The sequence below is a fragment of the Pseudomonas sp. OG7 genome (assembly GCF_014192825.1).
Lineage (GTDB): Bacteria > Pseudomonadota > Gammaproteobacteria > Pseudomonadales > Pseudomonadaceae > Aquipseudomonas > Aquipseudomonas monteilii.
The window spans coordinates 249,993-271,507 of record NZ_JACHYK010000010.1; the positions used below are offsets into that span (position 1 = coordinate 249,993).

Genomic DNA, 21,515 nt, shown 5'->3' on the forward strand with positions numbered 1-21,515 from the left:
CGATGCGCCTTGGCCTTGTACTGGGTGACCAACTGTCGTTCGACCTGGCGAGCCTGGCTGCCCTTGACCCCGCCCGCGATGCTGTTCTGATGGCGGAAGTGGAGGGTGAGGCCCGCTACGTGCCGCATCATCCGCTCAAGATCGTTCTCATCTTCAGCGCCATGCGTCACTTTGCCCAGGCCCTGCGTGAGCGGGGTTGGCAGGTGCATTATGTCGAGCTCGATGCTGACGGCAACAGCGGCAGCATCGTTGGCGAAGTGCATCGCTGGCAACACGCCCTGGGCGCCACGCACATTCACCTGACCGAGTGCGGAGAGTGGCGCCTGGAGCAGGCTTTGCGGGATACCGCATTGCCCCTCGTGTGGCATCGCGACACGCGTTTTCTGTGCTCTCGCGAAGCCTTCGCGCGCTGGGCCCATGAGCGTAGCCAGCTGCGTATGGAGCACTTCTACCGTGGCATGCGCAAACGAACCGGCCTGCTTTTGGAGCCCGACGGCAGTCCGGCAGGCGGGGCCTGGAATTTTGATGGTGATAACCGTAAGTCATTACCTCGCCACTTGCGTGGGCCGTTCGCTGCGCATTTCGCGCAGGACGGGATCACGGCAGCGGTGGTCGCCCTGGTACGTCGGCGCTTCAGCGACCACTACGGGGACATCGACGGCTTCGACTACCCTGTGACCCATGCCGAGGCACAGCAGCTGTGGCAGCATTTTCTGGATTTTGGCCTGGCGGCTTTTGGCGACTACCAGGACGCGATGGCCGAAGGCGAGCCGTACCTTTTCCATGCGCGCATCAGTGCGGCGCTCAATATCGGGCTTCTGGATGTCAGAGGTTTGTGTGAGGAGGTCGACAAGGCCTGGCGAGAGGGGCGGGTACCGCTTAATGCAGCTGAAGGCTTCATTCGCCAGTTGATCGGCTGGCGAGAGTATGTGCGCGGCATCTACTGGCTGCGCATGCCGGAGTATGCCGGGCTCAATCACCTAGGCAACGACCGAGCGTTACCTGAATTCTATTGGACCGGGCGCACCCGCATGCGCTGCATGGAGCAAGCCATCGGGCAGACCCTGCGGTTGGGCTACGCGCACCATATCCAGCGGCTGATGGTGACCGGCAACTTCGCCTTGCTGGCCGGAATCGTGCCCACCGCGATTTGCGAATGGTACCTGGCGGTCTATATGGATGCCTTCGACTGGGTCGAGCTGCCGAACACGCTTGGCATGGTGATGCACGCCGACGGCGGCTACCTGGGGTCCAAGCCATACTGCGCTAGTGGTCGTTACATCCAGCGCATGTCCGATCATTGCAAGGCTTGCAGTTACAAGGTCGATCATGTGATCGAGGACGATGGCTGCCCGTTCAATGCCCTGTACTGGCATTTTCTCATCCGCCATCGCCCCCTGCTATCGACGAACCCGCGTTTAGCTCTGGTCTATCGCAGCCTTGATGGCATGACGGCTAGCCGCCGCGACGCCGTGTGGCAGCGTGGCCAGGCACTGTTGGCGCAGCTGGATGCGCAGCAGGCGTTATGAAAAAGAGCCTTTTGCCCAGCAAGGTCTGCGTGGTGTGTGGTCGGCCGTTCAACTGGCGGAAGCGCTGGGCCCGCTGTTGGGAGCAGGTGCGCTATTGCTCCGAGCGATGCCGCCGGTCAGCGCCGCGCCGCGAGGCGCGCGAGCAGTGGCAGGGCCAAGGCCCAAATCGGCATCAGTAGCAGGCCGGTTTGCAGCGCGCCAAGCGGCAGGGCGACATCCGCAAACCTCGCGCCGCCTACATAGGCTAAGGGGCCACCCACTGCGCCAAGCAGCGCACCGAGCTGCCATTGCCTGCCGGCCCATGCCAGGCTGTGGCGCATGCCGCTGGCCAGCACCACCCACAGCAGCGCCAGCCACAGGGGCAGCGGCCAGGCGTCGAAACCGAACATGCCCAGTGCCCCCAGCGAACTATCGAGCACACACCCGGCCAAGGTGACGCGCAACAGCGCCTTGACCTCGGCGTTAACATCCGGACACAGGCGCAGGTGCACCACCACACCTACAATCACCAGCAGCAGTAGCCAAGGGCGCTCTGCGCCCAGCACGCAGATCCACCAGCCAGCCTGTAACCAGAGGGCATTGGCGACCAGCCACCGCCCGGGCATCAGGTACCGTAAGGTAATGGGGCGCGCCGTGCCAGTGGCGCTGCCCACAGCAGGTGCGCAACGCCGATGGTGCGCTCCTCGAAACCGCCCTGGCAGTAACACAGGTAAAACTCCCACAGGCGCTGGAACATGTCGTCGTAGCCCAGGTCCGTCAGTGCTGTGCGCGCCTGGCGCAGGTTTTCACGCCAGTGCTGCAGGGTGCGGGCATAGTCCCGGCCGAAGTCTTCCATGTGCACGAGGTTGAGTGCGGTATGCCGGCTGGCGGTGTCGAGCAATACGCTCAGCGAAGGCAGGGCGCCACCGGGGAAAATGTAGCGCTGGATGAAGTCGACCGAGCTCCGCGCCTGGGCGTAGCGCTGGTCGCGGATGGTGATCGCCTGCAGCAGCATCAGGCCGTCGGGCTTGAGTAGCGAGGCACACTGGCGGAAATACACGGGCAGGTAACGATGGCCGACTGCTTCGATCATTTCGATCGAAACCAGTTTGTCGAAGGTGCCTTGAAGGTCGCGATAGTCTTCGCGAAGTACCTGGACGCGCTGCTCCAGCCCGAGGGCCTGAACGCGCGCCAGGGTATGGCTGTACTGCGCCTCGGAGATCGTCGTGGTGGTGACCCTGCAGCCGTATCGGGTGGCTGCGTGGATCGCCAGGCTGCCCCAGCCGCTGCCAATTTCCAGCAGGTGATCGTCAGGGTGCAGTTCAAGCTTCTGGCAGATGCGCTCCAGCTTGTACAACTGGGCTTGCTCCAGTGTTTGCCCGGGATGTTCGAATTGGGCCGCCGAATACATCATGGTGGGGTCCAGCAGCCGCTCGAACAGAGCATTCCCCAGATCGTAATGCGCCAGAATATTGCGCCGTGCACCGCGTTTGTTATTGCGGTTGAACCGGTGCAGAAGTCGCAGGGCAGGGCGACCGAAACGGGCCAGCCCCCCCTCCAGCGCGTCGAGCACTTCAAGGTTGGCGACGAACAGGCGGGTCACCAGCGCCAGGTCGGGGCTTCGCCAATATCCGTGGATGTACGCCTCGCCAGCACCGATCGAGCCATTGCCGACGATCAGGCTCCAGGAGGCGTCATCGAGGATCTCCACCTCAGCCTGCAACGGGCTGTCGACATCACCGAAACTCCACTGCTGCCCGTGGCTGAGCAGACGCAGATGGCCGTGGCGCAGCTTGCGCAGCTGGGCGAGCACCGCGCCTCGTGCCAGCCCGCCAAGCAAGGGTGCAAGGCCTGCGAACTTGCTAACGCTCAGTGTGGGATTCGACATCATCAGGGTCCTCGCAAGGTTGGCCCAGCGCCAGGTCATTCTGGCTGGTGGTGTGGTCATGCACGGGGGTGAGTTTGAGTAACAGGCGTAGCGCTTGCCAGTAGATGGCCGAGACAGTGCGCAGGCTCATCCATGGGAAGGTCATGACATACCCGCGCAGCGCGGTTGCATCCAGTGGCTGACGGTGCAGGGCGAGGTCGGCCTCGAACACCTTGTGGCCGTCCTGCCAGTTCTGCATATGTATGCGTACATGGTCTGCGCTCAGGGAAAAGCGCAGGTGATAGTCCATGTCCCGTGGCATGAACGGCGAAACATGGAAGGCCTTGGCCACGGTGAACGGTTTGGCAAGGTTTTCCTGTACCGGTAGTACGTAATGAAAACGCTCGCGCCACGGGGTGTTGCGCACCTCCATCAGGATTGCCGTCAGATAGTCGTCGCGGTCGTGGCAGAAATAGAAGCTCACCGGGTTGAACGACAGCCCCCAGCAACGCAGTTGCGTCAGCAGCCGTACCGGGCCATTGGGCATGTGACCAGTGGCCTGACACACCAGCAAGCGTGCGGCCTGCGCCAGGGTTACGCCGTGGCGGGTCTGAGCTGGCAGGTAGTCGGTCTCGCGCCAGCACAGCGGCGCCATACGCCAGCGCCCAAGCCAGCGTGACAGGCCCATTAACCAGGCTTGTTCGTCCAAGTCCAGGTAGAACATGCCGATCCGGTAGCGGAAAGCATGCAGGTGCGGTTTCAGCCTGCGGTGGCTGATCCAGCCCAGGCAAAGGCTGCTGTTCACAATTGCTCTCCGAAATGTGCAGCCACCTTCAGGGCGCTGACCACCCCGTCCTCGTGAAAGCCGTTGCCCCAGTAGGCGCCACAGAAGTAGCTGTGAAGCTGGCCCTGCAGTTGTGCCTGGCACGCCTGTGCGGCGGACGCGGCGATGCTGTACTGCGGATGGGCATACTGAAAGCGCGCGATCACCTGCGCCGGGTCTATCAGTGCGGTCTGGTTGAGGCTCACGCAGAAGGTTGTCGGTGCCTGGATTCCTTGCAGGATGTTCATGTTGTAGGTCAGCGCGGCGGGAGCCTGCGAGGGGCCGCCCAGGCGGTAGTTCCAGCTGGCCCAGGCGCTCTTTCGGCGTGGCAGCAGGCGGGTATCGGTGTGCAGCACCACATCGTTGCTGGCGTAGCCGATGGCGCCGAGTACAGCGCGCTCCTGCATGGTTGGGGTTTCCAATAGCGCCAGAGCCTGGTCGCTGTGGCAAGCGAACACCACATTGTCGAAGCGTTCGGGGCCGGCCGCGCTCACCAGATTCACGCCTCCGTCATCGCGGCTGACCCGGGATACCTTGCATTTGAGGCGTATGCGTTCAGCAAACGGTCTGCACAGCGGCGCGATATAGCTGCGTGAACCGCCTTGAACCACCCGCCACTGTGGACGCTGGTTGACCGACAGCAAGCCGTGGTTGCGACAGAAACGGACGAAGAACTCAAGGGGGAAATGGAGCATATCGGCGCGGGACATCGACCAGATCGCAGACCCCATCGGCACGATGTAGTGGTCGATGAAACGCTGCCCGTAGCGCTGTGTCTGAAGGTAGGCGCCCAGGGTGGTGTCTTTATCGATTCGCCGATTGTCCAGGTCGGCCAGCGCCTGGCGGTTGAAGCGCAGAATATCACGGATCATGCCCCAGAAACCTGGCGACACCAGGTTACGGCGTTGGGCAAACAGTGTGTTCAGATCGTGACCGTTGTATTCCAAGCCAATGACCGGATCATGCACGGAAAAACTCATTTCAGTCGGCTGCGAGGTGACCTTGAGCTGGTCGAGCAAGCGTATGAAGTTGGGGTAGGTCCAGTCGTTGAAAACGATGAAGCCGGTATCTATTGCATAGCGCTGGCCCTGCCAGACCACATCGAGGGTGTGCGTGTGCCCTCCGATCCATTGCTCGGCTTCGAAAACCGTTACTTCATGCTTGCGTGACAGCAGATGGGCGCAGGTCAGCCCCGCGATGCCACTGCCGATGATTGCGATACGCATGGATCATCATTCCTGTTCATGACGGGCGAGTCGTTGGCCAAGTGCCAAACGTAGGCGCGCGGGTAGCACCCCTAACAAGCGCAACACCAAGGTGAAAAGGCCGGGAAAGTTGATTTCCAGGGGGCGCCGGGGCAGGCGCGTGGCGATATACCGCGCTGCGCGCTGCGCCGTCCACAGCTGCGGCATGGGGAAATCGTTGCGACGGGTCAGTGGCGTGTCGACGAAGCCAGGGCTGACAAGGGTGACTGCGATGCCCTCGTGAGCAAGGTCTATTCGCTGTGACTCCACCAGATAGCGCACTGCGGCTTTGGACGCGCCGTAGGCGCCGGCGCGGGGCAGGGCCAGCCAGGTCACAGAGCTGCCCATCACCACCAGGTGAGGGCGCTGGCCGGCGCGAAGCAAGGGCAGTGCGGCCGCCAGGCAGTAGCTGACACCCAGCAGGTTTGTGCGCATTACACGCTCGACCAACGCTGGATCGAAATGCCCAGGCTCCAGGTATTCGCAGGTGCCGGCATTGAGAATGGCCATGTCCAGTCCTCCCCAGGCCTTCTCGATCTGTGCGGCGATCCCGGCGACCTGCTCAGGCTTGTCAAGATCGCCAATGACCAGTATTACCTGCCCGGGAAACTTTTGGGCCAGAGGAGCAAGTCGATCGGCGTGGCGCCCGCCCAAGGCAACCTGGTGGCCTTGCTCCAGGAGGATGTGTGCGAGTGCGGCACCGATACCGCTGCTTGCGCCGGTCAACCAGCAGCGGCTCATGCCAGCCTGCCTTTGAGCCAGCGGATTGCACCGCCCATGAGGGGGAGGTGTTCATAAAGCAGGGCACCGGCGTCGAAATAGTCCTGATGAAAATGCACGCGGTCGCGCCAATGCAAGCAACTACACCCTTGCAACGTGATCGGCTGACCGCGGGCCAAGCGTGGGTGGCAAAACTGCAGCGTCCAGCGCAGGTAGCCTTGACCGGGCCTTACCTCGTCGGCGCTGGTGATGGAATAGCGGATATCCCTGGCGTTGGCGTACAACTGCTCGAAATAGGCGCGCAGGGCAGGCAGCCCTTGTATGTGATGCAGAGGGTCGCGAAAGGTGACATCTTCGCAGTACAGTTTTTCCAGCGTGTCGAGGTTAGCCCCATCGAGGCTGGTGAAGCGCTCGACGAATTGCTGTAGGTACGTTGACATACTGGGCTCCAGGCAATCCTGTACAAAATCTGTTTGTTGTACAGGTATAGCTGAAAACCAAGCATTAATCTATACAGGAAGACGACTTTGTATAGATTTTTGTCATTGCTCGATCTGTCCCAGTTGCCAGCGTAATTCAGCCACTTCAGCCTCAAGCTCGCGTACTTTCTCCTCGGCGCATATCTGCGCTGTGACGTCGCGCTGAATACCAATGTAGTACGTCAGCTGGTCCGCTTCGTTGTTAACAGGCGTGATGGACAACTCATTCCAGAACAGGCTCCCGTCCTTGCGGTAGTTACGCAGCACCTGGCGGCAGGGGCGGCCTTTGCGGATCGCATCGCGGATGGTTGCCAGGCCCTCCTGGTCATGAGCCTCGCCCTGAAGAAAACGGCAGTCCTGATAGAGGATATCGTCGGCGCAATAGCCGGTCAGGCGCTCGAAGGCGGGGTTGACGTAGATAAGGATACTGTCATTACCTTCCTGCTCGGCGACGACGATACCATCGTTCGAATGCTCGACCATCAGTTGCAGGAGTTTCGCGTTGATCATAGGGGCCCACCTACAGCGGTTCGTATGCGATATGCGCAGCGTAGCTTCTGTGCAGAAGGTTTCGGCGCCGTTTGTTGCATGATGAACCAAGGAGGCTCGCCGCAGAAGGTGCATATGGGTTTAGAATGGTTCACCACTCGGATATTCCCTCGTTATGACTGACGCCACCCCACCCAATTTGCTACCTATGCGCGATGTCGTCAGCATGACCGGCATCAACCCGGTGACCCTACGTGCCTGGGAGCGGCGCCATGGGTTGCTACGTCCACAGCGCACCGAGGGCGGCCATCGCCTGTACACGGTGGGGGATGTCCAGCGCATACGCGACATCTTGCGCTGGACGGCAAACGGCCTGTCCGTCAGCAAGGTCGGCGATCTGCTCGCGGCGCAGCCTGAGGCGTCTGCGCAGCAGCATTCGGCGTTTGACGACTGGCGCGCGGCCGTGGTGCGCGCAACCAAGGCATTCGATGGGCCGGCACTGGAGGGGATCCATGGTCAGTTGTTCACTCTCTTGCCGAAGGCCACCGTGCTGCGTGAAGTGCTGATGCCGGTTTGGCATGACCTGGCTTCAGGCAAAGCGCCAGGCCAGCGTAGCCAGTGGTTGTTTCTCGACACGTTCCTGCGCGCCCGCTTGCTGTTGCGTCTGCAGGTGAACCAGGTCGATGCGCCGCAGGTTTTGCTAGCCGGTAGCGAGGGGCAAGCCGAACTCAGTGTGTTGTGCGCCGGGCTACTCTTGAGCAGCGAGCAACAGCGAATCGACGTGCTCGGTTGCGGACAGCCACTTGAAGAGCTCCCCATCGTGTGTGCGGCCATGCAGCCTGCGGCACTGGTGATAAAAGTCAACGCACCGGTGAGCCCAACCTTGGCGAAGCGCTTGCGGTCGTTGCAGATGGAAATTGCGTGCCCGCTGGCCTTGATAGGCGAGGGGCTGGCCGATTCGCAACCCACCTTGAACGGAATTCCGCTATGCCTGCTGGACGAGGGAGGCGCTGACGCCCCGCGCATGCTGAATGCCTTGCACAGCGGTGCTCTTGACGTTTGACCGAAGGGCTTGCCCCTTTACCGTCATGTCTGAACCTCGCCACTGTCGACAATCCGACGACCGGGCACCAGATCTTCCTCGGCCAACGCTTCCGTCGCCTCGATCAGATAGTCCCATTGCAGGTGGGCGAGGGCGCGGCCGGCCACTTCTTGGGTGTTGGGCTGCTTATAGGCGCCTTTTTGTTTGATTGCGCGGAATGGATTCGCCTCACGCTTAGGCGCGGTCTGGCTGAATGGGCGCCAGGCGGGATGGACCTCGTAAATGTCGTCGCGGCTTTTCATCCGGCCGTCGATTCGCAGGAATCGTGACTTCACCAAAGGCTTCGGCTTCGGCATCGCTGCGCCGCAGGGCCAGCAGTGGTTTTTCAGCCACCAGCAGCGACCCAAGCAGCAAACGCTCGACATGCGTGCGGTAGGAGTTGAAGGTAGCTTCATTACCGGCGTAGGGGGCTTGCAATATCCGGGAAGGTTACTTTCTTGACAAGCCACGCATATAACTAAACTAAATGAATATTTAGTTTAGTTATTCCTTGGTCGAATATTATAAGGGCAGGGTAGCTCATCCGCTGAACCAGGGAAAGCTCAATTCCTGGACCGCTGCTCTTTGGAGAATCTCGATGCAACCGCATCTGACACCCTGGATGGTTGAGAGCGCGTACCGCTATTGCGAGGCTGCAAAGCACCTACTTACTGGTCACGACATGATGGCAATTGCCCAACTAAATGCGGCAATTGGCATGGAAATCCTGCTTAAAAGCTTCGTTGCCCGTCCAAACGGGAACCACGGCAAGATTCATGAGACTTACGATCTGGACGCAAGCATGATCAAGGCAGCTCACCTTGAACTTAAGCGTTCTGGTCGTGCTGCGCCGAAGCTAGATAAGCACGATCTACTCACGCTTTTTTACGTAGTGCCTGCAGATGTCCGGTCGCGACTTCTATTCGACCAGGAGGAAGAATGGATCGAGCGTTATCGTAACGTCTTCACAAACGCTCGCTATCCGTACGAAGCAAGCTCGCCAGGCGGTTATGACGACATGCTGATCTACATTTTGGGTCAGATGATTGAGCGCGTTGTGATGTGGTACCGCGAGCAAGGCTGCCGCGATGTGTTCATCGTGTGCCATGGGATGACGCCGGCCGATTTCCAGTCCAAAGCGGGAAATGAGCCTGAACCTTCGTGAGCCTGGCTTCAAATCTGTCCACTTCTTGCCCTGGTAGCTCTATCCAAGGTGTCTCATAATGCATATTATGTTAAATTATGTGCTCTGTCAGAGATGTTCGTACGCGTAGTCGTCGGTAATCTTTACTTGTAAGCGTTGAAAATTAATCGGCCCATCCCCCAGCGCCAGCCACCCCCGACTTCCGCGGCCTACAGTGTACCTCCGATCCCAAGCGCTAGATCTCTGCGAAATTTAACCGGCCCTTTTTGAGCCTTTTTCTTTCGTTAATTGATTGGCAAAAAAACCGCTTTTTTCTACCAAAATTGACAGCACGCTTTCTTGGATTAGCCTTGTCTCCACTCGTGGTGACCTCTCTCGAAAGGCTATGAATTTGATTCCGCTGTTTGGTAATTCTTGGGATCCCGAATCAGATGCACCATCATCGAGTGCTGACGAAAGCGCATTAATTCGTCACACGCTGTCGAACCTGGATAGCTCCATACAGGCCCCTGAGGCTTATGCCAGCGTTCGCGCCCTGATCGCGCTTAAGCGCTACACCTACGCAAATCAGCGCATAAAAGAATTCGCGTCAATATTGGAAAAATTGCTGATCTGGTGCTTTTTTATACGCCGCCTTTCACCTTCAGCCCTAGACCCTGAAGATTTGGAGAATTTTTTTAGCATTTGTCGCCAACCGCCCAAAGAAATGTCGCGATCGAAAAGCTATTGCAAACGCTTCATCCTTGTTGCAGATGAAGTCTGCGTTAATCCTCAATGGAGGCAGCACTACCGCCAGATAAAGCCATCCTTCATAGGTGCGGATGTAAGTGATATCTGTCACCCAGACCTTGTTCGGCTCGCTGACCTTGAACTGCCGGGCAAGGTGGTTAGGCGAGGCCACTGTTGGTTTTCCGCCATAAAACGCAGGACGACGGCGATAGCCCGTTTGCGAACGCAGCCCCTCTGCCTGCATCAAGCGCCCCACCCGATTTCGCCCGCAGGTTTCTCCCAGCTCACGCAGGTCATCGTGAATTTTGCGATAGCCGTACACACCTCCGCTTTCGAGCCAAGCCTGTTTGATCAAACCAAGCAGACGATGATCTTCTTTTGCTCGGGCAGATTGAGGCTCGGCCAGCCAGGCGTAGTAGCCGCTGGGATGCACCTTGAGGGTTTGGCAAAGGCGCCGCACCGGGTAATCCGTCGAGTGCTTATTGATGAAGGCGTACTTCAGCCGCACTCCTTGGCAAAGTACGCGGCGGCCTTCTTTAAGATGTCTCGCTCTTCCGTCACGCGTTTGAGTTCAGCGCGTAGCTTACGCAGTTCAGCCTGCTGATCATCGTCTTGCTGGCGCAGCTCTTGGGGCTTGCTGTAGACCTTGATCCACGCGTAAAGGCTGTGCACGGACATGCCCAAGCGCTGAGCGACATCGGAGACAGGTTTGCCTTTCTCGGTCACTTGCTTGACCGCTTCGATTTTGAATTCTTCAGGGTAACGCTGACGACTCATGGCACCTCCTATTTGGGCCTCATTATGAGGCTTGGAGGTGTCTACGAAACCAGGGGCGATTCAGAACGGTTCAGACCGATGATCAGGTCACCCTCCCAATGCCCGGGCACAGCCCGATCTTCTACCTCAGCTGGGCGACTGGAGATCATGACGTCCTCGCTGACGTGTGCCCACACTTTGGCCTGCGCTCTGGCTCTCGGCACGCGCAATGCTCGTCCTGAGCGCAGGCAGCTCACCAGTCCGCGCTTGAGAGCTCCTCTACCCTGAATGTAGAGCGCCTGGTATATCGCTTCATGAGAAATGCGCATGGATTCATCATCCGGAAAATCGAGCTGGAGCCGGTTGGCAATCTGTTCAGGCGACCAGCCATTGACCCATTTACGGTCACTGCGATGCGGTTTATTTCGGCCCTTGAAGGGTGCTTGCCGAGGCCCAGAAATCTCACGACCATCGGCGTCTTGAACCTTGCCCTCAAGGCGGTCGTGTACGTACTGGTGCAGTCGCGGGTTAGTGACCAGTTTCGCTGGTTTCGGCCTCTTGGCCACCAGTTCTGCCTTCCATTGCGCTACTGACGCTCGATATTCAAGCCGACCGCAACGGGTAGCAGCATTGCGTGTCAGCTCCCGTGAAATTGTCGATGGGCTTCTTCCAAGGCGACGGGCGATCTCACGAACGCCAACACTTTGCGCTCGAAGCAGCCCAATCTCTTCTCGCTCTGCAAACGATAAGTATCGTCCTGATATGTGATTCGACATGAATAATGGCATCCCGCCTCGATGACGGAACCAGCGTGTACCTACCGCTGTTGATACGCCAACGGTATGTGCTGCCTTTTCGCTTGTGATGCCTGTTGCAATCTGCACCCCAAATAGCCGTTCGATCTCATTACGAAGTGAGGGTGCACCTGGAGAACGCATCGCTCCCCGCCCAGTCAATTTTTGCATCCATCCTGCGGGTCGCCCCATAAACACCTCGATCAAGGTGTTGCGACGACCGGTTGAATCCGCCCAGTACGCGAGCAGCAAATTTCGTTTCGCTTTGGCCAAGAAGGGCTTCGCGCAGAGCATGAGCCGGAGAGGAAACTGCTGGGATAACGCTGTAGCTGAAAGCTTCTTCGCTACATTGAAGAGGGAGGAAGCCTGCACGGTCTACCCCACCAAGAAACAGGCTCACCTGGCAATTGCCAGCTACTTCCATGGGTTTTACAACAGCAGTCGGCTGCATTCGGCACTGGGCTATCGTTCACCGAAACGAATACGCAAAAGGCGTAAGGCAGTTGGCTCAGTAACCAGCTTCTTGGCGTCCGCTGCCACAGGACAGGCCCAAAGATATCCGGGCGCTACACCCCATGCAGCAGAAACAAGCGGCCCCTTTAGCACTGCTGCATCTCGAAAAAGCAGTGGCGCACCTCGAATGTGAGGCTGCTCAAGCAAGAGCGGCCGGCAACATGGCCGCCCTCCTCAAGTCGACCCGCGACATCGCTCTGCTCACCATTGGTTTTTGGAGGGGGTTCCGCGGAGATGAGCTGGCCAGGCTCACGATCGAGAACACGCATGCGGAGCGGTACGTCGGGAACAAGTTCTATCTGGGGTCTTCCAAAGGAGATCAGCAGAACATTGGCCGTGAGTACAAGACACCATCTTTGAGTAAGCTGAGTCCGGTCGAGGCGTACCTGAATTGGGTTTCTGCATGCTGCGCTTGGCCATGGTCCTGCTCCTTGGTTGCCTTAGAAGTTGGCGCCCACGCTGAACGCCACATAATCGCGGTCACCGCGGGTGCCGTAGTCGCCGTCGAGGTAATCGGTATAGGCCAGGCTGGCCCAGTACTGGCTGGCCAGGCTGACGTCCACGCCCAGGCTGATCGAGCGAGAGCCTTCGTTGAAGGCCGAGCTGTCCGCTGGTGAGTAACCCTTGACGTCATGGGCCCAGGCCAGGCCTGGGCGAATGTCCATGCCTTGGATCAGGTTGGGGTAGCTCCAGGTCGCGCGCAGGCGGTACCCCCAGGAAAAGGGCGTTACAAAACCTTCGCCGTTGCAGTCACCCGGGCTTTTCGAGATCGCCAGGCACAGGTCGTTGTCGGCCAGTTCGCCGTTGCCATAGGCACCGGAGCGCCCATAACGCGCCCCGAAACGTCCCTCCAGCCCGCCCACATAGGTGGCGCCCACCTCGCCCATCAGCAGCAGCTGGTGGGCGCCCATGACTTGGCTGAACGCCTGCACGACCGATACCTGGGCCTGGCTCACCTCCTTGCGCCGGTAACCATCGAATGGCGTTTCGTCTGTTGCAGGACGCAGGCCATCGACGTTCAGCGGGCTGCGTCCGGGCGCATTGAGCAATGACTGCAACAGATCATTGCCATTGAGCTGCACCGGCATGTTCGGCCGGTAACTCACTTCCCCTTGCACAGCAGCGCCGCTGCGCAGGGTGGTGGCGAAGGTGAGGCCGTACAGGCGGATGTCTTCGGGGTATTGCGCCCGGTACTGCGAAGTGCCCATGCGCAGCGCGCCGGCCAGGGTCTGCCCGTTGCTGGATGCCAGAAAGGCGCCGCAGTTGCCCAGTGCCACACCGACATTGGCGCACAGCTCCCTGGCGAAGCCCGTATTGGCGTAGTACCGGCTGCTGACCGTGCCCAGGTAGGGAGAGCGGCTGTGGTAATTGGCGGCGAACAGGCCGAACTCGGTATCCAGTGGCTCAACATACCAGTGCAGCGAAAAACCCCATTGGCCAGCATTGCGCGCATCCTGGTCGGCGCCGCGAGGCACGCGCACGCCCTCCTCCGTCAGCGTCACACCGAATGGTGCAAGGGCCTGCGAAACGGCGGGGTTGGTCACCATCTGCCCGCCGACATCCAGGCCCTGGCAACCCTCGGGCATGAAGTCGTTGCCGGAGAAGAACGTTGCGCAGTTGTCCAGTCGGGTCTGTTCCCAGTCCAGCTGGTAAAAGGCGTCGAAAGACAGGGCCTGGTTGAGGTTTTGCGTGACATACACCAGGTTGACCGGCGCCAGGGCGTCTTTCACCTCTGAACCGGGCCGGCGCAGCGCGGCTTGGTTGAAGGGGTTGACCACATTCAGCCCGCCCTGGATGAACAGGCTTTCCCCCCAATTGACTACCTGTTTGCCCAGGCGCAGCGAACCAGGCTCACCGTCGATGTCGTAAAGGGCGTATGCAAACGCATCGAGCAGCTCCGCTCCGGCTGTTTTCGCCGAGACCTGGCGGTTGCGGTCGTCGATGTCGACTGCCCGCTGGTTATGGTCGCGCTGCGCGGTGTCATACCAGTAAGTGCCACGCAGGAATACACCGACATTATCGCGGCGCAATTCCAGATCGTGGGTGCCTTTAAGGAGAGCCGAAAACACATCACCCGCGCGGTAGTTGCGCCGCCCGTCGTTACCGTTGGCAGTCTGTAACTGCTGTTTGTCGGGGTTGGCAGTGCTGACGGCAGTACTGAACGACAAGGCCGTGTCGAAGCGCCCTTGCAGCGAGCCAACGTCGAATTGAACGCCCGCCACCGGGGTAGCGAGCAGGCAGCACAGGGCCGCCAGCGGCGCCCGGCGCCGGCAGAATAGAAAGGTTGCGCTCACTCTTAACCTCTTGTTGTTTTATTAGAGAGCGAAATGATGGGTTCAGCGCGGACGCGCCGGCCGCCCAGGCCGGCGGTGTCGGTGACGAGAAGTATCAGGTAGGGTTGACGACGCCCACAAATAGCGTCTTCGGATCAATGCCATGCCGGTTCGTTATGGCCCGATGGCGGTGGCTCAGAGCACCTCGAACAAGCCCGCCGCGCCCATGCCACCGCCGACGCACATGCTTACCACCACATAGCGCACCTTGCGCCGGCGGCCTTCGAGCAGGGCGTGCCCAACCATGCGCGCACCGCTCATGCCATAGGGGTGGCCGATGGCAATGGCACCACCGTTGACGTTGAGCCGCGCCGGGTCGATGCCCAGGTATTCGGCGCAATAGAGCACCTGGCAGGCGAACGCCTCGTTGATCTCCCACAAGCCGATGTCCTCAACCCGCAGCGCGTGGCGCGCCAACAGGCGTGGTATCGCCAGCACCGGGCCGATGCCCATTTCCTCCGGGGCCAGGCCGACCACCGCCATGCCCCGGTACAGCCCCAGCGGTTGACAGCCCACGCGTGCCGCCCGTGCCCCACTCATCAGCACACAGGCGCTGGCGCCATCGGACAACTGACTGGCGTTGCCTGCGGTCACGCAACCGCCCTCGATCACCGGTTGCAATGCCTCGAGGTCCGCCAGCCGGGTATGCGGGCGGTTACCTTCGTCCTGGCTCAGGTGCACGCGTTCGTAGGACTGGATGCCTGTGGCCTTGTCGACGACCTTGCGCTGCGTGGTGACCGGCACGATTTCATCAGCGAACAGGCCGGCCTCCTGCGCGGCCGCCGTTCGCTGCTGCGACGCCAAGGCGTAACGGTCCTGGGTGTGGCGATCGATGCCATAACGTTTGGCGACGTGCTCGGCCGTGTGCAGCATTGGCATGTAGGCGTGCTCGCACAGGCGCCGCACCGTGGCGTCCTGGGCGGCATTGGCGGCCTGCATGTGCGCCTGTTGCACCAGGCTGATCTGCTCCTGCCCGGCCCCGATCACCACCTGCATGCCCTCGCCGCGGATCTGCTGGGCACCGATGGCGATGGCCATCAGCCCCGAGGCGCATTGGCGGTCGATGGTCTGCCCGGCCACCGACAGCGGCAGGCCGGCCGCCAGGGCCGACAAGCGCGCCGGGTTGATGGCGGCGGTCCCGCTCTGCATGGCGGTGCCCAGCACCAGGTCCTCGATTTCGCCAGGCTCCACGCCGGCGCGCTCGACGGCGGCGCGGATGGCAATGGCGCTCATGCTGGGCGTGGTGAGGTCGTTGAACGCGCCGCGCCAGGCCTTGGCGATGGGCGTGCGCGCGGTGGATACGATGACAGCGTCTTGCATGAAACGGCTCTCCTTGGGCAATTACACCGGCAGCAGGCGTTCGTAGGCGCTGCGCAGTTTGGCGGGAATAGTGACCGGGCGGTTGTCCCGGCGATCGACGAACACATGGGTGAAACGGCCGGCTGCGCAGGCCTCGGGCTCGCCCTCGACGAACACGGCCAGGGCGTAGTGCACCGAACTGTTGCCCAACCGCTCGACAGCGATGCCCACCTCGATGCGTTGAGGGAAAGCAATGGCAGCGAAGTAGTCGCAGGCGGACCCGGCCACATAGGCCACCACCGGGTCATGGTGGATATCCAGGTCGGCGTGCTCGATCAGCCAGCTGTTCACGGCACTGTCGAAAAACCCGTAATAGACGACATTGTTCACATGCCCATACACGTCGTTGTCGTGCCAGCGCGTGGTGATCGGTTGGAAATGACGGTAGGCGCCGCGCAGCGGACGTTCCCTGGCCATGTTCAGAACGCCGCCTGGTAGAGCGCCAGGGCGTCGTCAAGGGTGACCTTGCGCGGGTTGTTGACCAGCAACCGTTGCTGTTGCAGGGCGTCCTCGGCCAACAGCGGCAAGCTGTGCCGCGGTACGCCGACATCACGTAGCCGGCTGGGCAGGCCGCAGCGTGGCGCCAGTTGCGCCAGCTCATCGATGAACTGGTTGCACAGCTCATGGGAATCACCAGGGACCAGCCGCTCGCCCAGCAGTGCCGGGGCCAGCGCCGCATAGTCGGCGAACGCCTCGCGACGGTTGAAGCGCATCACGTGGGGCAACACCAGGGCGTTGGCCAGCCCATGCGGCACGTGATAACGCGCCCCCAACGGGTAGGCCAGGGCATGCACCGCCGCCACCGGTGCGTTGGCAAACGCCTGCCCAGCCAGGCAGGCGCCCAGCAGCATGGCCTGGCGCGCGGCCAGATTGCCGCCGTTGTGCACCGCCTGGTCGAGGTTGCCGGCCAGCAACGCCAGCGCTTCGCGGGCCAACAGGCTGGACAGCGGGTTACGCTTGAACTGGCTGGTGGTGGCTTCGATGGCATGGACCATGGCATCGATACCCGTGGCCGCGGTGATCGCCGGTGGCAGGCCCAGCGTACGCTCCGCATCGAGCAGCGCCAGGTCGGGCAGCAGCAGCGGTGAGATCACCGCCATCTTGGCCGCGTCGCCGGTAGTGATCACGGCGACGGGGGTGACCTCCGACCCGGTCCCGGCGGTGGTTGGCACCTGGATCAGCGGCAGGCGCTGGCCCTTGGCCTGGTCGATGCCATAGACCGCCTCCAGGGTCTGGTCACAGGTGGGGTGTGCCAGCAGCGCCACCAGCTTGGCGACATCCATGGAGCTGCCGCCACCGAAACCGACGATCAGCTCAGCGCCGATATGCCGCGCCCGGCCCACCGCCGCCAGCACGCAGGCGTGGCTGGGGTCGGCGCTGACCTCGCTGAAGATTGCCACGCTCAGGTGCGCCTGGGTGAACCCAGGCAGCAAGTCATCAAGCATACCCAGGTTGACGATACCCGGGTCGGTCACGATCAGCACACGGCGCACGCCGCGTTGCTGGCACAGCTGCGCCAGGCGCCCGGCGGCGCCGGGTTCGCACAGCAGATGGGGGGTGGTGGCAAAACTGAAGGGCTGCATGCTCATGTTCCTCTTGTTCTTGTGGGTGAACAACGGTGCCAGGTCAAAAGGCGAAGTGCGCTTCATCCAGGCTCATCAGGCACTGTGCGCCGCCGCGCAACGCCTCGCAGTGGGCACTCGCGCGCGGCAATACCCGCCGCCAATAGAAGGCTGCGGCTTGCAACTTGGCCTGATAGAAGGCGCTGTCCAGGCTGCCTGCGGCCAAGGCCGCGCTGGCGGTTTCGGCAGCGCGGAGCCACAGTGCGGCCAGCAGCACGTAGCCCGAATAGGCGAGAAAATCCACCGACACGGCGCCAATCTCCTGCGGGTCGCAGCGGCAGGCGTCGAGCACCTCGTCGCTCAAGCTTCGCCACTCCTGCAGACGCTGCGTGACCGCCTGGGCCATCCCGGCCAGCGCGTCGACGCGGCAGTTGCGTGCCGCTTCCATCAGCTCATCGATCAGCAGGCGTAGCTGTTCACCACCGTCGCCAAGCACCTTGCGGCGAATCAGGTCTAGCGCCTGAATGCCGTTGGTGCCCTCATACAACTGCGTGATACGGCTGTCGCGCATCAGTTGCTCCATGCCCCATTCGCGGATGTAGCCATGCCCACCGTGAAGCTGCACGCCCAGGCTGGCGGCCTCCTGGCCGACGTCGGTGAGGAAGGCTTTGACGATCGGTATCAGCAATGCAGCCCGGCGCCCGGCGGCCGCCTGCACTTCAGGCTGCGCGGCGCCGTGCTCCAGGTCCAGCGCTTGCGCCGCGAAAGCCGCCAGCATGCGGCAGCCCTCGCTGAGGGTCTTCTGGGTCAGCAGCATGCGCCGCACGTCAGGGTGGCAGATTATCGGGTCGGCATTGCGCTCGGGCGCCACCGCGCCTGCCAGGCTGCGCGACTGCAGGCGCTCGCGGGCATAGGCCAGGCCACCCTGGAAGGCCGCCTCGGCGATGCCCAGCCCCTGCAAACCAACCTGGAAGCGCGCATCGTTCATCATGGTGAACATGCAGGCCAACCCCTGATTGGCCTCCCCGATCAGCCAGCCACGGGCGCCATCGAAATTCATCACGCAGGTCGCCGCGCCCTTGATGCCCATCTTGTGCTCGAGCGCGCCGCATTCGACCGCGTTGCGCGCTCCGATCCCACCGCCCTCGGTACATTCGAACTTGGGCACCAGGAACAGGCTGATGCCACGCACACCGGCCGGCGCATCCGGCAGGCGCGCCAGCACCAGGTGGACGATGTTGTCGGTCAGGTCCTGGTCGCCGCCGCTGATGAAGATCTTGCTGCCGCGGATGCGGTAGCTGCCATCGCCCTGCGGCTCGGCACGGGTGCGCAGCAGCGCCAGGTCGGTGCCGGCCTGGGGCTCGGTCAGGCACATGGTGCCGGCCCATTCGCCGCTGACCAGCTTGCCCAGGTAATCGCACTTGAGCGCAGCGCTGCCATGCCGATGCAAGGCCAGCACGGCACCCTCGGTCAGGCCGGAATAGATACGAAACGACAGCGACGCGCCCATCAGCATCTCGTGAAAACAGGCCGCGACCATTTGTGGCAGGCCCTGGCCATCGTATTCCAGTGGGCCGGTCATCCCCCCCCAGCCCTGCTCCACATACTGCTGGTAAGCGTGGCGGAAGCCATCGGGGGTACGCACGCGGCCTTCCTCCAGGCGGCAACCCTGCTCATCGCCTGGGCGGTTGAGCGGCGCAACCACCTCCCCGGCAAAGCGTGCACCCTGTTCAAGAATGCCATCGAGGGTTTCGCGGTCCAGCTCGTTGCCCAGGCGGGCACAGTGCGCCGTCACATCGAACAGTTCGTGCAGCACGAAGTGCATGTCACGCAGGGGGGCTCGGTAGTTCATGCGCGGCCCTCGCGGACATCGGCCAGCTGCTTGCCTTCGGCCACCAGGCGCATCAGCAGCCCGGCCGGGCGCCAGTGCTCGCCGAACAGGCCCTGCAGCCGTTCCAGCCTCGCCAGCACCAAGCCCAGCCCCTGCTGGTCGGCCCAGCGCATGGGGCCGCCGACCTCTGCCGGGAAACCATAGCCATACAGGTAGACCCGGTCGATATCAGCGCTGCAGCTGGCCATCGACGCCTCGAGAATCTTCGCCCCTTCGTTGACCAGCGCCAGCAGGCAGCGCTCTCGGATTTCCTCGTCGTCGATGACGCGCCGGTGCACCCCAAGGTCCTGGGCGATCTTCAGCACCAGCGCATCGACCTCGGGGTCGTGCAGCGCTTCGCGGCTGCCGGGCGCATAACGGTAGTAACCCTGGCCCGTTTTCTGCCCGAACCGCCCCAGCGCGCACAGGGCATTGTCGACCTGCACCAGCGGCGCATCCATGCCCTTGCCGGCCAGCTGACGCGCGCGCCATTCCAGGTCGATGCCCACCACGTCATACATGCGCAACGGGCCCATGGCCATGCCGAATGCCTGCAGCGCCTCATCCACTTGCCGCGGCGTGGCACCTTCCAGCAGCAGCTTGCGCGCCTCGGCCACATAGGTGGCGAGCATGCGGTTGCCGATGAAGCCCGGGCAGTTGCCAGCCACCACCACTTGCTTGCCCATGCGCTGCCCGAGGGCCTGGGCTGCATGGAGCACCGCAGGTGAGGTACGAGCGCCCCGCACGACTTCCAACAGCTTCATCACATGGGCCGGGCTGAAGAAATGCAGCCCCAGCACCTGTTCGGGCCGACGGGTCACGGCAGCGATGGCGTCGATGTCCAGGGCCGAGGTGTTGCTGGCCAGGATGGCGTGCGCCTGGAGCGTGCTGTCCAGGGTGCGGAAAATGTCCTGCTTGAGCGCCAGGTTCTCGTACACCGCTTCAATCACCAGGTCGACTTCGGCAAGGTCGGCATAGGCCGTCACCTGGCGCACCCGCGCCAGGCAAGCATCGGCCTCGGCCTTGTCGATGCTGCCCTTGGCCACCTGCTGTGCCCAGGTTTGCGCAATCATCGCCAGGCCGGCTTCGGTGGCGCTGGGATCGTTGTCCAGCCACAGTACCCCAAAACCTGCACGGGCCAGGCTGATGACGATACCGCGGCCCATGGTGCCGGCGCCGATCACCGCCGTCTGCTGAACGTTATAGGGAGTAATCACCGGTGACGCTCCTGATTCGAGGTATGAAGGCATTGCCCTCACCCTAGTCAGGCGCCTACTATTTTTGAAATTCTCATTTTCCATCCCATGTATTTTTTGCATGAATATCGCAAACTTCGACCTCAACCTGCTGCGCGTTCTGGACATGCTGCTGCGTGAACAGAACGTCTCCCGCGCCGCCGAGCGCTTGTCGCTGACCCAGCCGACGGTGAGCAATGCCCTGGCGCGCCTGCGCGACCTGCTGGGCGACCCGTTGCTGGTGCGCGTGGGCCGGCGCATGCGCCCCACCCCGCGTGCCTTGGCCCTGGAAGGCCCGATTCGTGCGGCGCTGCAACAGATCGAGCAGACCCTTGGCGCCGGCGACAGCTTCGATCCGCGCCTGAGCCACCGGCAGCTGCGAATCGCCCTCACCGACTTTGCCGAACAGCTATGCATGCCCAGGTTGCTGAACACCCTGCAAACAGAGGCCCCCCATCTGCGCGTGGACGTGCTGCACCTGACGCCCAACCTGCCGGCCGAAGCGCTGGACCGAGGCGAACTCGACCTGGTGCTGGGGCGTTTCGATGACGTACCCGCGCGCTACGAGCGGCGCCACTGGCGCAGCGAAACCCTGCACGTGGCGGTACGCCAGGGCCACCCCGAAGTGGACGGCGCGCTCGACCTGCAGGCCTTCCTCGGCCTTCGCCACTTGTGGGTGCACGGCGGCCAGACCCGCGGCATGGTCGACCAATGGCTGGCCGAACAGGGCCTGGCTCGGCGCATTGCCTACACCACGCCCAACTACCTGCAGGCGGCACACCTGGCGGCTAGCTCCGATCTGTGCGTGGTGCTGCCCACCGCACTGGCCCGCCATTTCGCCACGCTGCTGCCATTGCAGGTATTCGACCTGCCGTTCGCCCTGGAGCCGTTCCAGCTGGAGCTGGTCTACCTTGCCCATCGCCAGCACGACCCGGCACTGGCGTGGCTGGTGGCGCGCATCATGGACATTGGCGCCGGCTAAGCCATCGCGTACCGGCATGGGTAGCCA

Annotated in this window: 19 protein-coding genes and 3 pseudogenes; 6 read left to right on the forward strand and 16 right to left on the reverse strand. The window is 62.0% G+C overall.

The window, feature by feature from the left end; all coding sequences use genetic code 11:
- Positions 1-2 precede the first annotated feature (2 nt).
- Both FHW75_RS23645 and FHW75_RS23650 read left to right on the forward strand, forming a co-directional pair.
- Positions 3-1,529, forward strand: coding sequence for a cryptochrome/photolyase family protein (locus FHW75_RS23645; RefSeq protein WP_019097379.1), 1,527 nt, complete (start codon positions 3-5; stop codon positions 1,527-1,529).
- The gene (locus tag FHW75_RS23650) at positions 1,526-1,708 is read left to right on the forward strand and encodes a DUF2256 domain-containing protein (RefSeq protein ID WP_080587356.1); all 183 of its coding nucleotides are present in this window, start codon (positions 1,526-1,528) and stop codon (positions 1,706-1,708) included. Before FHW75_RS23645 ends, FHW75_RS23650 begins: the two co-directional genes overlap by 4 nt.
- On the opposite strand, the gene FHW75_RS23655 is transcribed toward FHW75_RS23650, so the two are convergent.
- The 7 genes from FHW75_RS23655 to FHW75_RS23685 form a co-directional block, all read right to left on the reverse strand.
- Positions 1,646-2,134: a DUF2878 domain-containing protein gene (locus FHW75_RS23655; protein ID WP_019097378.1), complete on the reverse strand. Its 489-nt coding sequence runs from the start codon at positions 2,132-2,134 to the stop codon at positions 1,646-1,648. The two genes, FHW75_RS23650 and FHW75_RS23655, sit on opposite strands and share 63 nt — an antisense overlap.
- On the reverse strand, positions 2,134-3,396 hold the full coding sequence (locus FHW75_RS23660) for a cyclopropane-fatty-acyl-phospholipid synthase family protein (protein WP_183674765.1): 1,263 nt from the start codon (positions 3,394-3,396) through the stop codon (positions 2,134-2,136). The genes FHW75_RS23655 and FHW75_RS23660 overlap by 1 nt, the downstream gene beginning before the upstream one ends.
- Positions 3,371-4,180 carry a DUF1365 domain-containing protein gene (locus tag FHW75_RS23665; RefSeq protein ID WP_019097377.1) on the reverse strand — a complete coding sequence of 270 codons (810 nt, stop codon included), beginning with the start codon at positions 4,178-4,180 and terminating at the stop codon, positions 3,371-3,373. The genes FHW75_RS23660 and FHW75_RS23665 overlap by 26 nt, the downstream gene beginning before the upstream one ends.
- Positions 4,177-5,424 (reverse strand): NAD(P)/FAD-dependent oxidoreductase, encoded by a 1,248-nt coding sequence (locus FHW75_RS23670; RefSeq protein WP_027615569.1) that lies wholly within the window; start codon positions 5,422-5,424, stop codon positions 4,177-4,179. The genes FHW75_RS23665 and FHW75_RS23670 overlap by 4 nt, the downstream gene beginning before the upstream one ends.
- Before the next feature lie 6 nt (positions 5,425-5,430).
- Positions 5,431-6,183: an SDR family oxidoreductase gene (locus FHW75_RS23675; RefSeq protein WP_019097375.1), complete on the reverse strand. Its 753-nt coding sequence runs from the start codon at positions 6,181-6,183 to the stop codon at positions 5,431-5,433.
- A complete protein-coding gene (locus FHW75_RS23680) occupies positions 6,180-6,602 on the reverse strand; it encodes a nuclear transport factor 2 family protein (RefSeq protein WP_019097374.1) in 423 nt (140 codons plus the stop codon). The genes FHW75_RS23675 and FHW75_RS23680 overlap by 4 nt, the downstream gene beginning before the upstream one ends.
- 102 nt (positions 6,603-6,704) lie before the next feature.
- Positions 6,705-7,151 (reverse strand): PAS domain S-box protein, encoded by a 447-nt coding sequence (locus tag FHW75_RS23685; RefSeq protein ID WP_019097373.1) that lies wholly within the window; start codon positions 7,149-7,151, stop codon positions 6,705-6,707.
- A 154-nt stretch (positions 7,152-7,305) separates the two neighbouring features.
- On the opposite strand from FHW75_RS23685, the gene FHW75_RS23690 reads away from it, so the two are divergent.
- Positions 7,306-8,193, forward strand: a complete 888-nt coding sequence (locus FHW75_RS23690) for a MerR family transcriptional regulator (protein ID WP_019097372.1) — start codon at positions 7,306-7,308, stop codon at positions 8,191-8,193.
- A gap of 71 nt (positions 8,194-8,264) precedes the next feature.
- On the opposite strand, the pseudogene FHW75_RS27050 reads toward FHW75_RS23690, so the two are convergent.
- Positions 8,265-8,652: pseudogene (locus tag FHW75_RS27050) on the reverse strand (site-specific integrase); the annotation flags it as partial.
- Between the two features lie 157 nt (positions 8,653-8,809).
- Between FHW75_RS27050 and FHW75_RS23705 the strand changes: the two are divergent.
- A complete protein-coding gene (locus FHW75_RS23705; protein ID WP_183674768.1) occupies positions 8,810-9,376 on the forward strand; it encodes a hypothetical protein in 567 nt (188 codons plus the stop codon).
- Between the two features lie 760 nt (positions 9,377-10,136).
- Here the strand turns inward: FHW75_RS23705 and FHW75_RS23710 are convergent.
- Positions 10,137-10,861 (reverse strand): annotated as a pseudogene (locus FHW75_RS23710) (IS3 family transposase); the annotation flags it as partial.
- Between the two features lie 62 nt (positions 10,862-10,923).
- Positions 10,924-11,805: pseudogene (locus FHW75_RS23715) on the reverse strand (transposase); the annotation flags it as partial.
- Positions 11,806-11,926: 121 nt separating this feature from the next.
- Here FHW75_RS23715 and FHW75_RS23720 point away from each other — a divergent pair.
- Complete coding sequence (locus FHW75_RS23720; protein WP_177325554.1) at positions 11,927-12,280, forward strand: integrase core domain-containing protein; 354 nt, start codon at positions 11,927-11,929, stop codon at positions 12,278-12,280.
- A gap of 307 nt (positions 12,281-12,587) precedes the next feature.
- On the opposite strand, the gene FHW75_RS23725 is transcribed toward FHW75_RS23720, so the two are convergent.
- The 6 genes from FHW75_RS23725 to FHW75_RS23750 form a co-directional block, all read right to left on the reverse strand.
- Positions 12,588-14,441 carry a DUF1302 domain-containing protein gene (locus FHW75_RS23725; RefSeq protein WP_019099831.1) on the reverse strand — a complete coding sequence of 618 codons (1,854 nt, stop codon included), beginning with the start codon at positions 14,439-14,441 and terminating at the stop codon, positions 12,588-12,590.
- Positions 14,442-14,615: 174 nt separating this feature from the next.
- Positions 14,616-15,800, reverse strand: a complete 1,185-nt coding sequence (locus tag FHW75_RS23730) for an acetyl-CoA C-acyltransferase (protein ID WP_027609905.1) — start codon at positions 15,798-15,800, stop codon at positions 14,616-14,618.
- A 21-nt stretch (positions 15,801-15,821) separates the two neighbouring features.
- On the reverse strand, positions 15,822-16,256 hold the full coding sequence (locus FHW75_RS23735) for a thioesterase family protein (protein ID WP_019099161.1): 435 nt from the start codon (positions 16,254-16,256) through the stop codon (positions 15,822-15,824).
- A 2-nt stretch (positions 16,257-16,258) separates the two neighbouring features.
- The gene (locus FHW75_RS23740) at positions 16,259-17,422 is read right to left on the reverse strand and encodes an iron-containing alcohol dehydrogenase (protein ID WP_027615631.1); all 1,164 of its coding nucleotides are present in this window, start codon (positions 17,420-17,422) and stop codon (positions 16,259-16,261) included.
- 43 nt (positions 17,423-17,465) lie between these two features.
- The gene (locus FHW75_RS23745; protein ID WP_159266202.1) at positions 17,466-19,253 is read right to left on the reverse strand and encodes an acyl-CoA dehydrogenase C-terminal domain-containing protein; all 1,788 of its coding nucleotides are present in this window, start codon (positions 19,251-19,253) and stop codon (positions 17,466-17,468) included.
- Positions 19,250-20,488: a 3-hydroxyacyl-CoA dehydrogenase gene (locus FHW75_RS23750; protein WP_183674772.1), complete on the reverse strand. Its 1,239-nt coding sequence runs from the start codon at positions 20,486-20,488 to the stop codon at positions 19,250-19,252. Before FHW75_RS23750 ends, FHW75_RS23745 begins: the two co-directional genes overlap by 4 nt.
- 100 nt (positions 20,489-20,588) lie before the next feature.
- Between FHW75_RS23750 and FHW75_RS23755 the strand changes: the two genes are divergently transcribed.
- Complete coding sequence (locus FHW75_RS23755) at positions 20,589-21,488, forward strand: LysR family transcriptional regulator (RefSeq protein ID WP_027609901.1); 900 nt, start codon at positions 20,589-20,591, stop codon at positions 21,486-21,488.
- Positions 21,489-21,515 lie beyond the last annotated feature (27 nt).

Excerpts from the sequence above, each read along its gene's own strand:
- FHW75_RS23645 (WP_019097379.1), top strand. The coding sequence starts at position 3 with ATGCGCCTTGGCCTTGTACTGGGTGACCAACTGTCGTTCGACCTGGCG.
- FHW75_RS23650 (WP_080587356.1), top strand. The coding sequence starts at position 1,526 with ATGAAAAAGAGCCTTTTGCCCAGCAAGGTCTGCGTGGTGTGTGGTCGG.
- FHW75_RS23655 (WP_019097378.1), bottom strand. The coding sequence starts at position 2,134 with ATGCCCGGGCGGTGGCTGGTCGCCAATGCCCTCTGGTTACAGGCTGGC.
- FHW75_RS23660 (WP_183674765.1), bottom strand. The coding sequence starts at position 3,396 with ATGTCGAATCCCACACTGAGCGTTAGCAAGTTCGCAGGCCTTGCACCC.
- FHW75_RS23670 (WP_027615569.1), bottom strand. The coding sequence starts at position 5,424 with ATGCGTATCGCAATCATCGGCAGTGGCATCGCGGGGCTGACCTGCGCC.
- FHW75_RS23675 (WP_019097375.1), bottom strand. The coding sequence starts at position 6,183 with ATGAGCCGCTGCTGGTTGACCGGCGCAAGCAGCGGTATCGGTGCCGCA.
- FHW75_RS23680 (WP_019097374.1), bottom strand. The coding sequence starts at position 6,602 with ATGTCAACGTACCTACAGCAATTCGTCGAGCGCTTCACCAGCCTCGAT.
- FHW75_RS23685 (WP_019097373.1), bottom strand. The coding sequence starts at position 7,151 with ATGATCAACGCGAAACTCCTGCAACTGATGGTCGAGCATTCGAACGAT.
- FHW75_RS23690 (WP_019097372.1), top strand. The coding sequence starts at position 7,306 with ATGACTGACGCCACCCCACCCAATTTGCTACCTATGCGCGATGTCGTC.
- FHW75_RS23705 (WP_183674768.1), top strand. The coding sequence starts at position 8,810 with ATGCAACCGCATCTGACACCCTGGATGGTTGAGAGCGCGTACCGCTAT.
- FHW75_RS23720 (WP_177325554.1), top strand. The coding sequence starts at position 11,927 with ATGAGCCGGAGAGGAAACTGCTGGGATAACGCTGTAGCTGAAAGCTTC.
- FHW75_RS23730 (WP_027609905.1), bottom strand. The coding sequence starts at position 15,800 with ATGCAAGACGCTGTCATCGTATCCACCGCGCGCACGCCCATCGCCAAG.
- FHW75_RS23735 (WP_019099161.1), bottom strand. The coding sequence starts at position 16,256 with ATGGCCAGGGAACGTCCGCTGCGCGGCGCCTACCGTCATTTCCAACCG.
- FHW75_RS23740 (WP_027615631.1), bottom strand. The coding sequence starts at position 17,422 with ATGCAGCCCTTCAGTTTTGCCACCACCCCCCATCTGCTGTGCGAACCC.
- FHW75_RS23745 (WP_159266202.1), bottom strand. The coding sequence starts at position 19,253 with ATGAACTACCGAGCCCCCCTGCGTGACATGCACTTCGTGCTGCACGAA.
- FHW75_RS23755 (WP_027609901.1), top strand. The coding sequence starts at position 20,589 with ATGAATATCGCAAACTTCGACCTCAACCTGCTGCGCGTTCTGGACATG.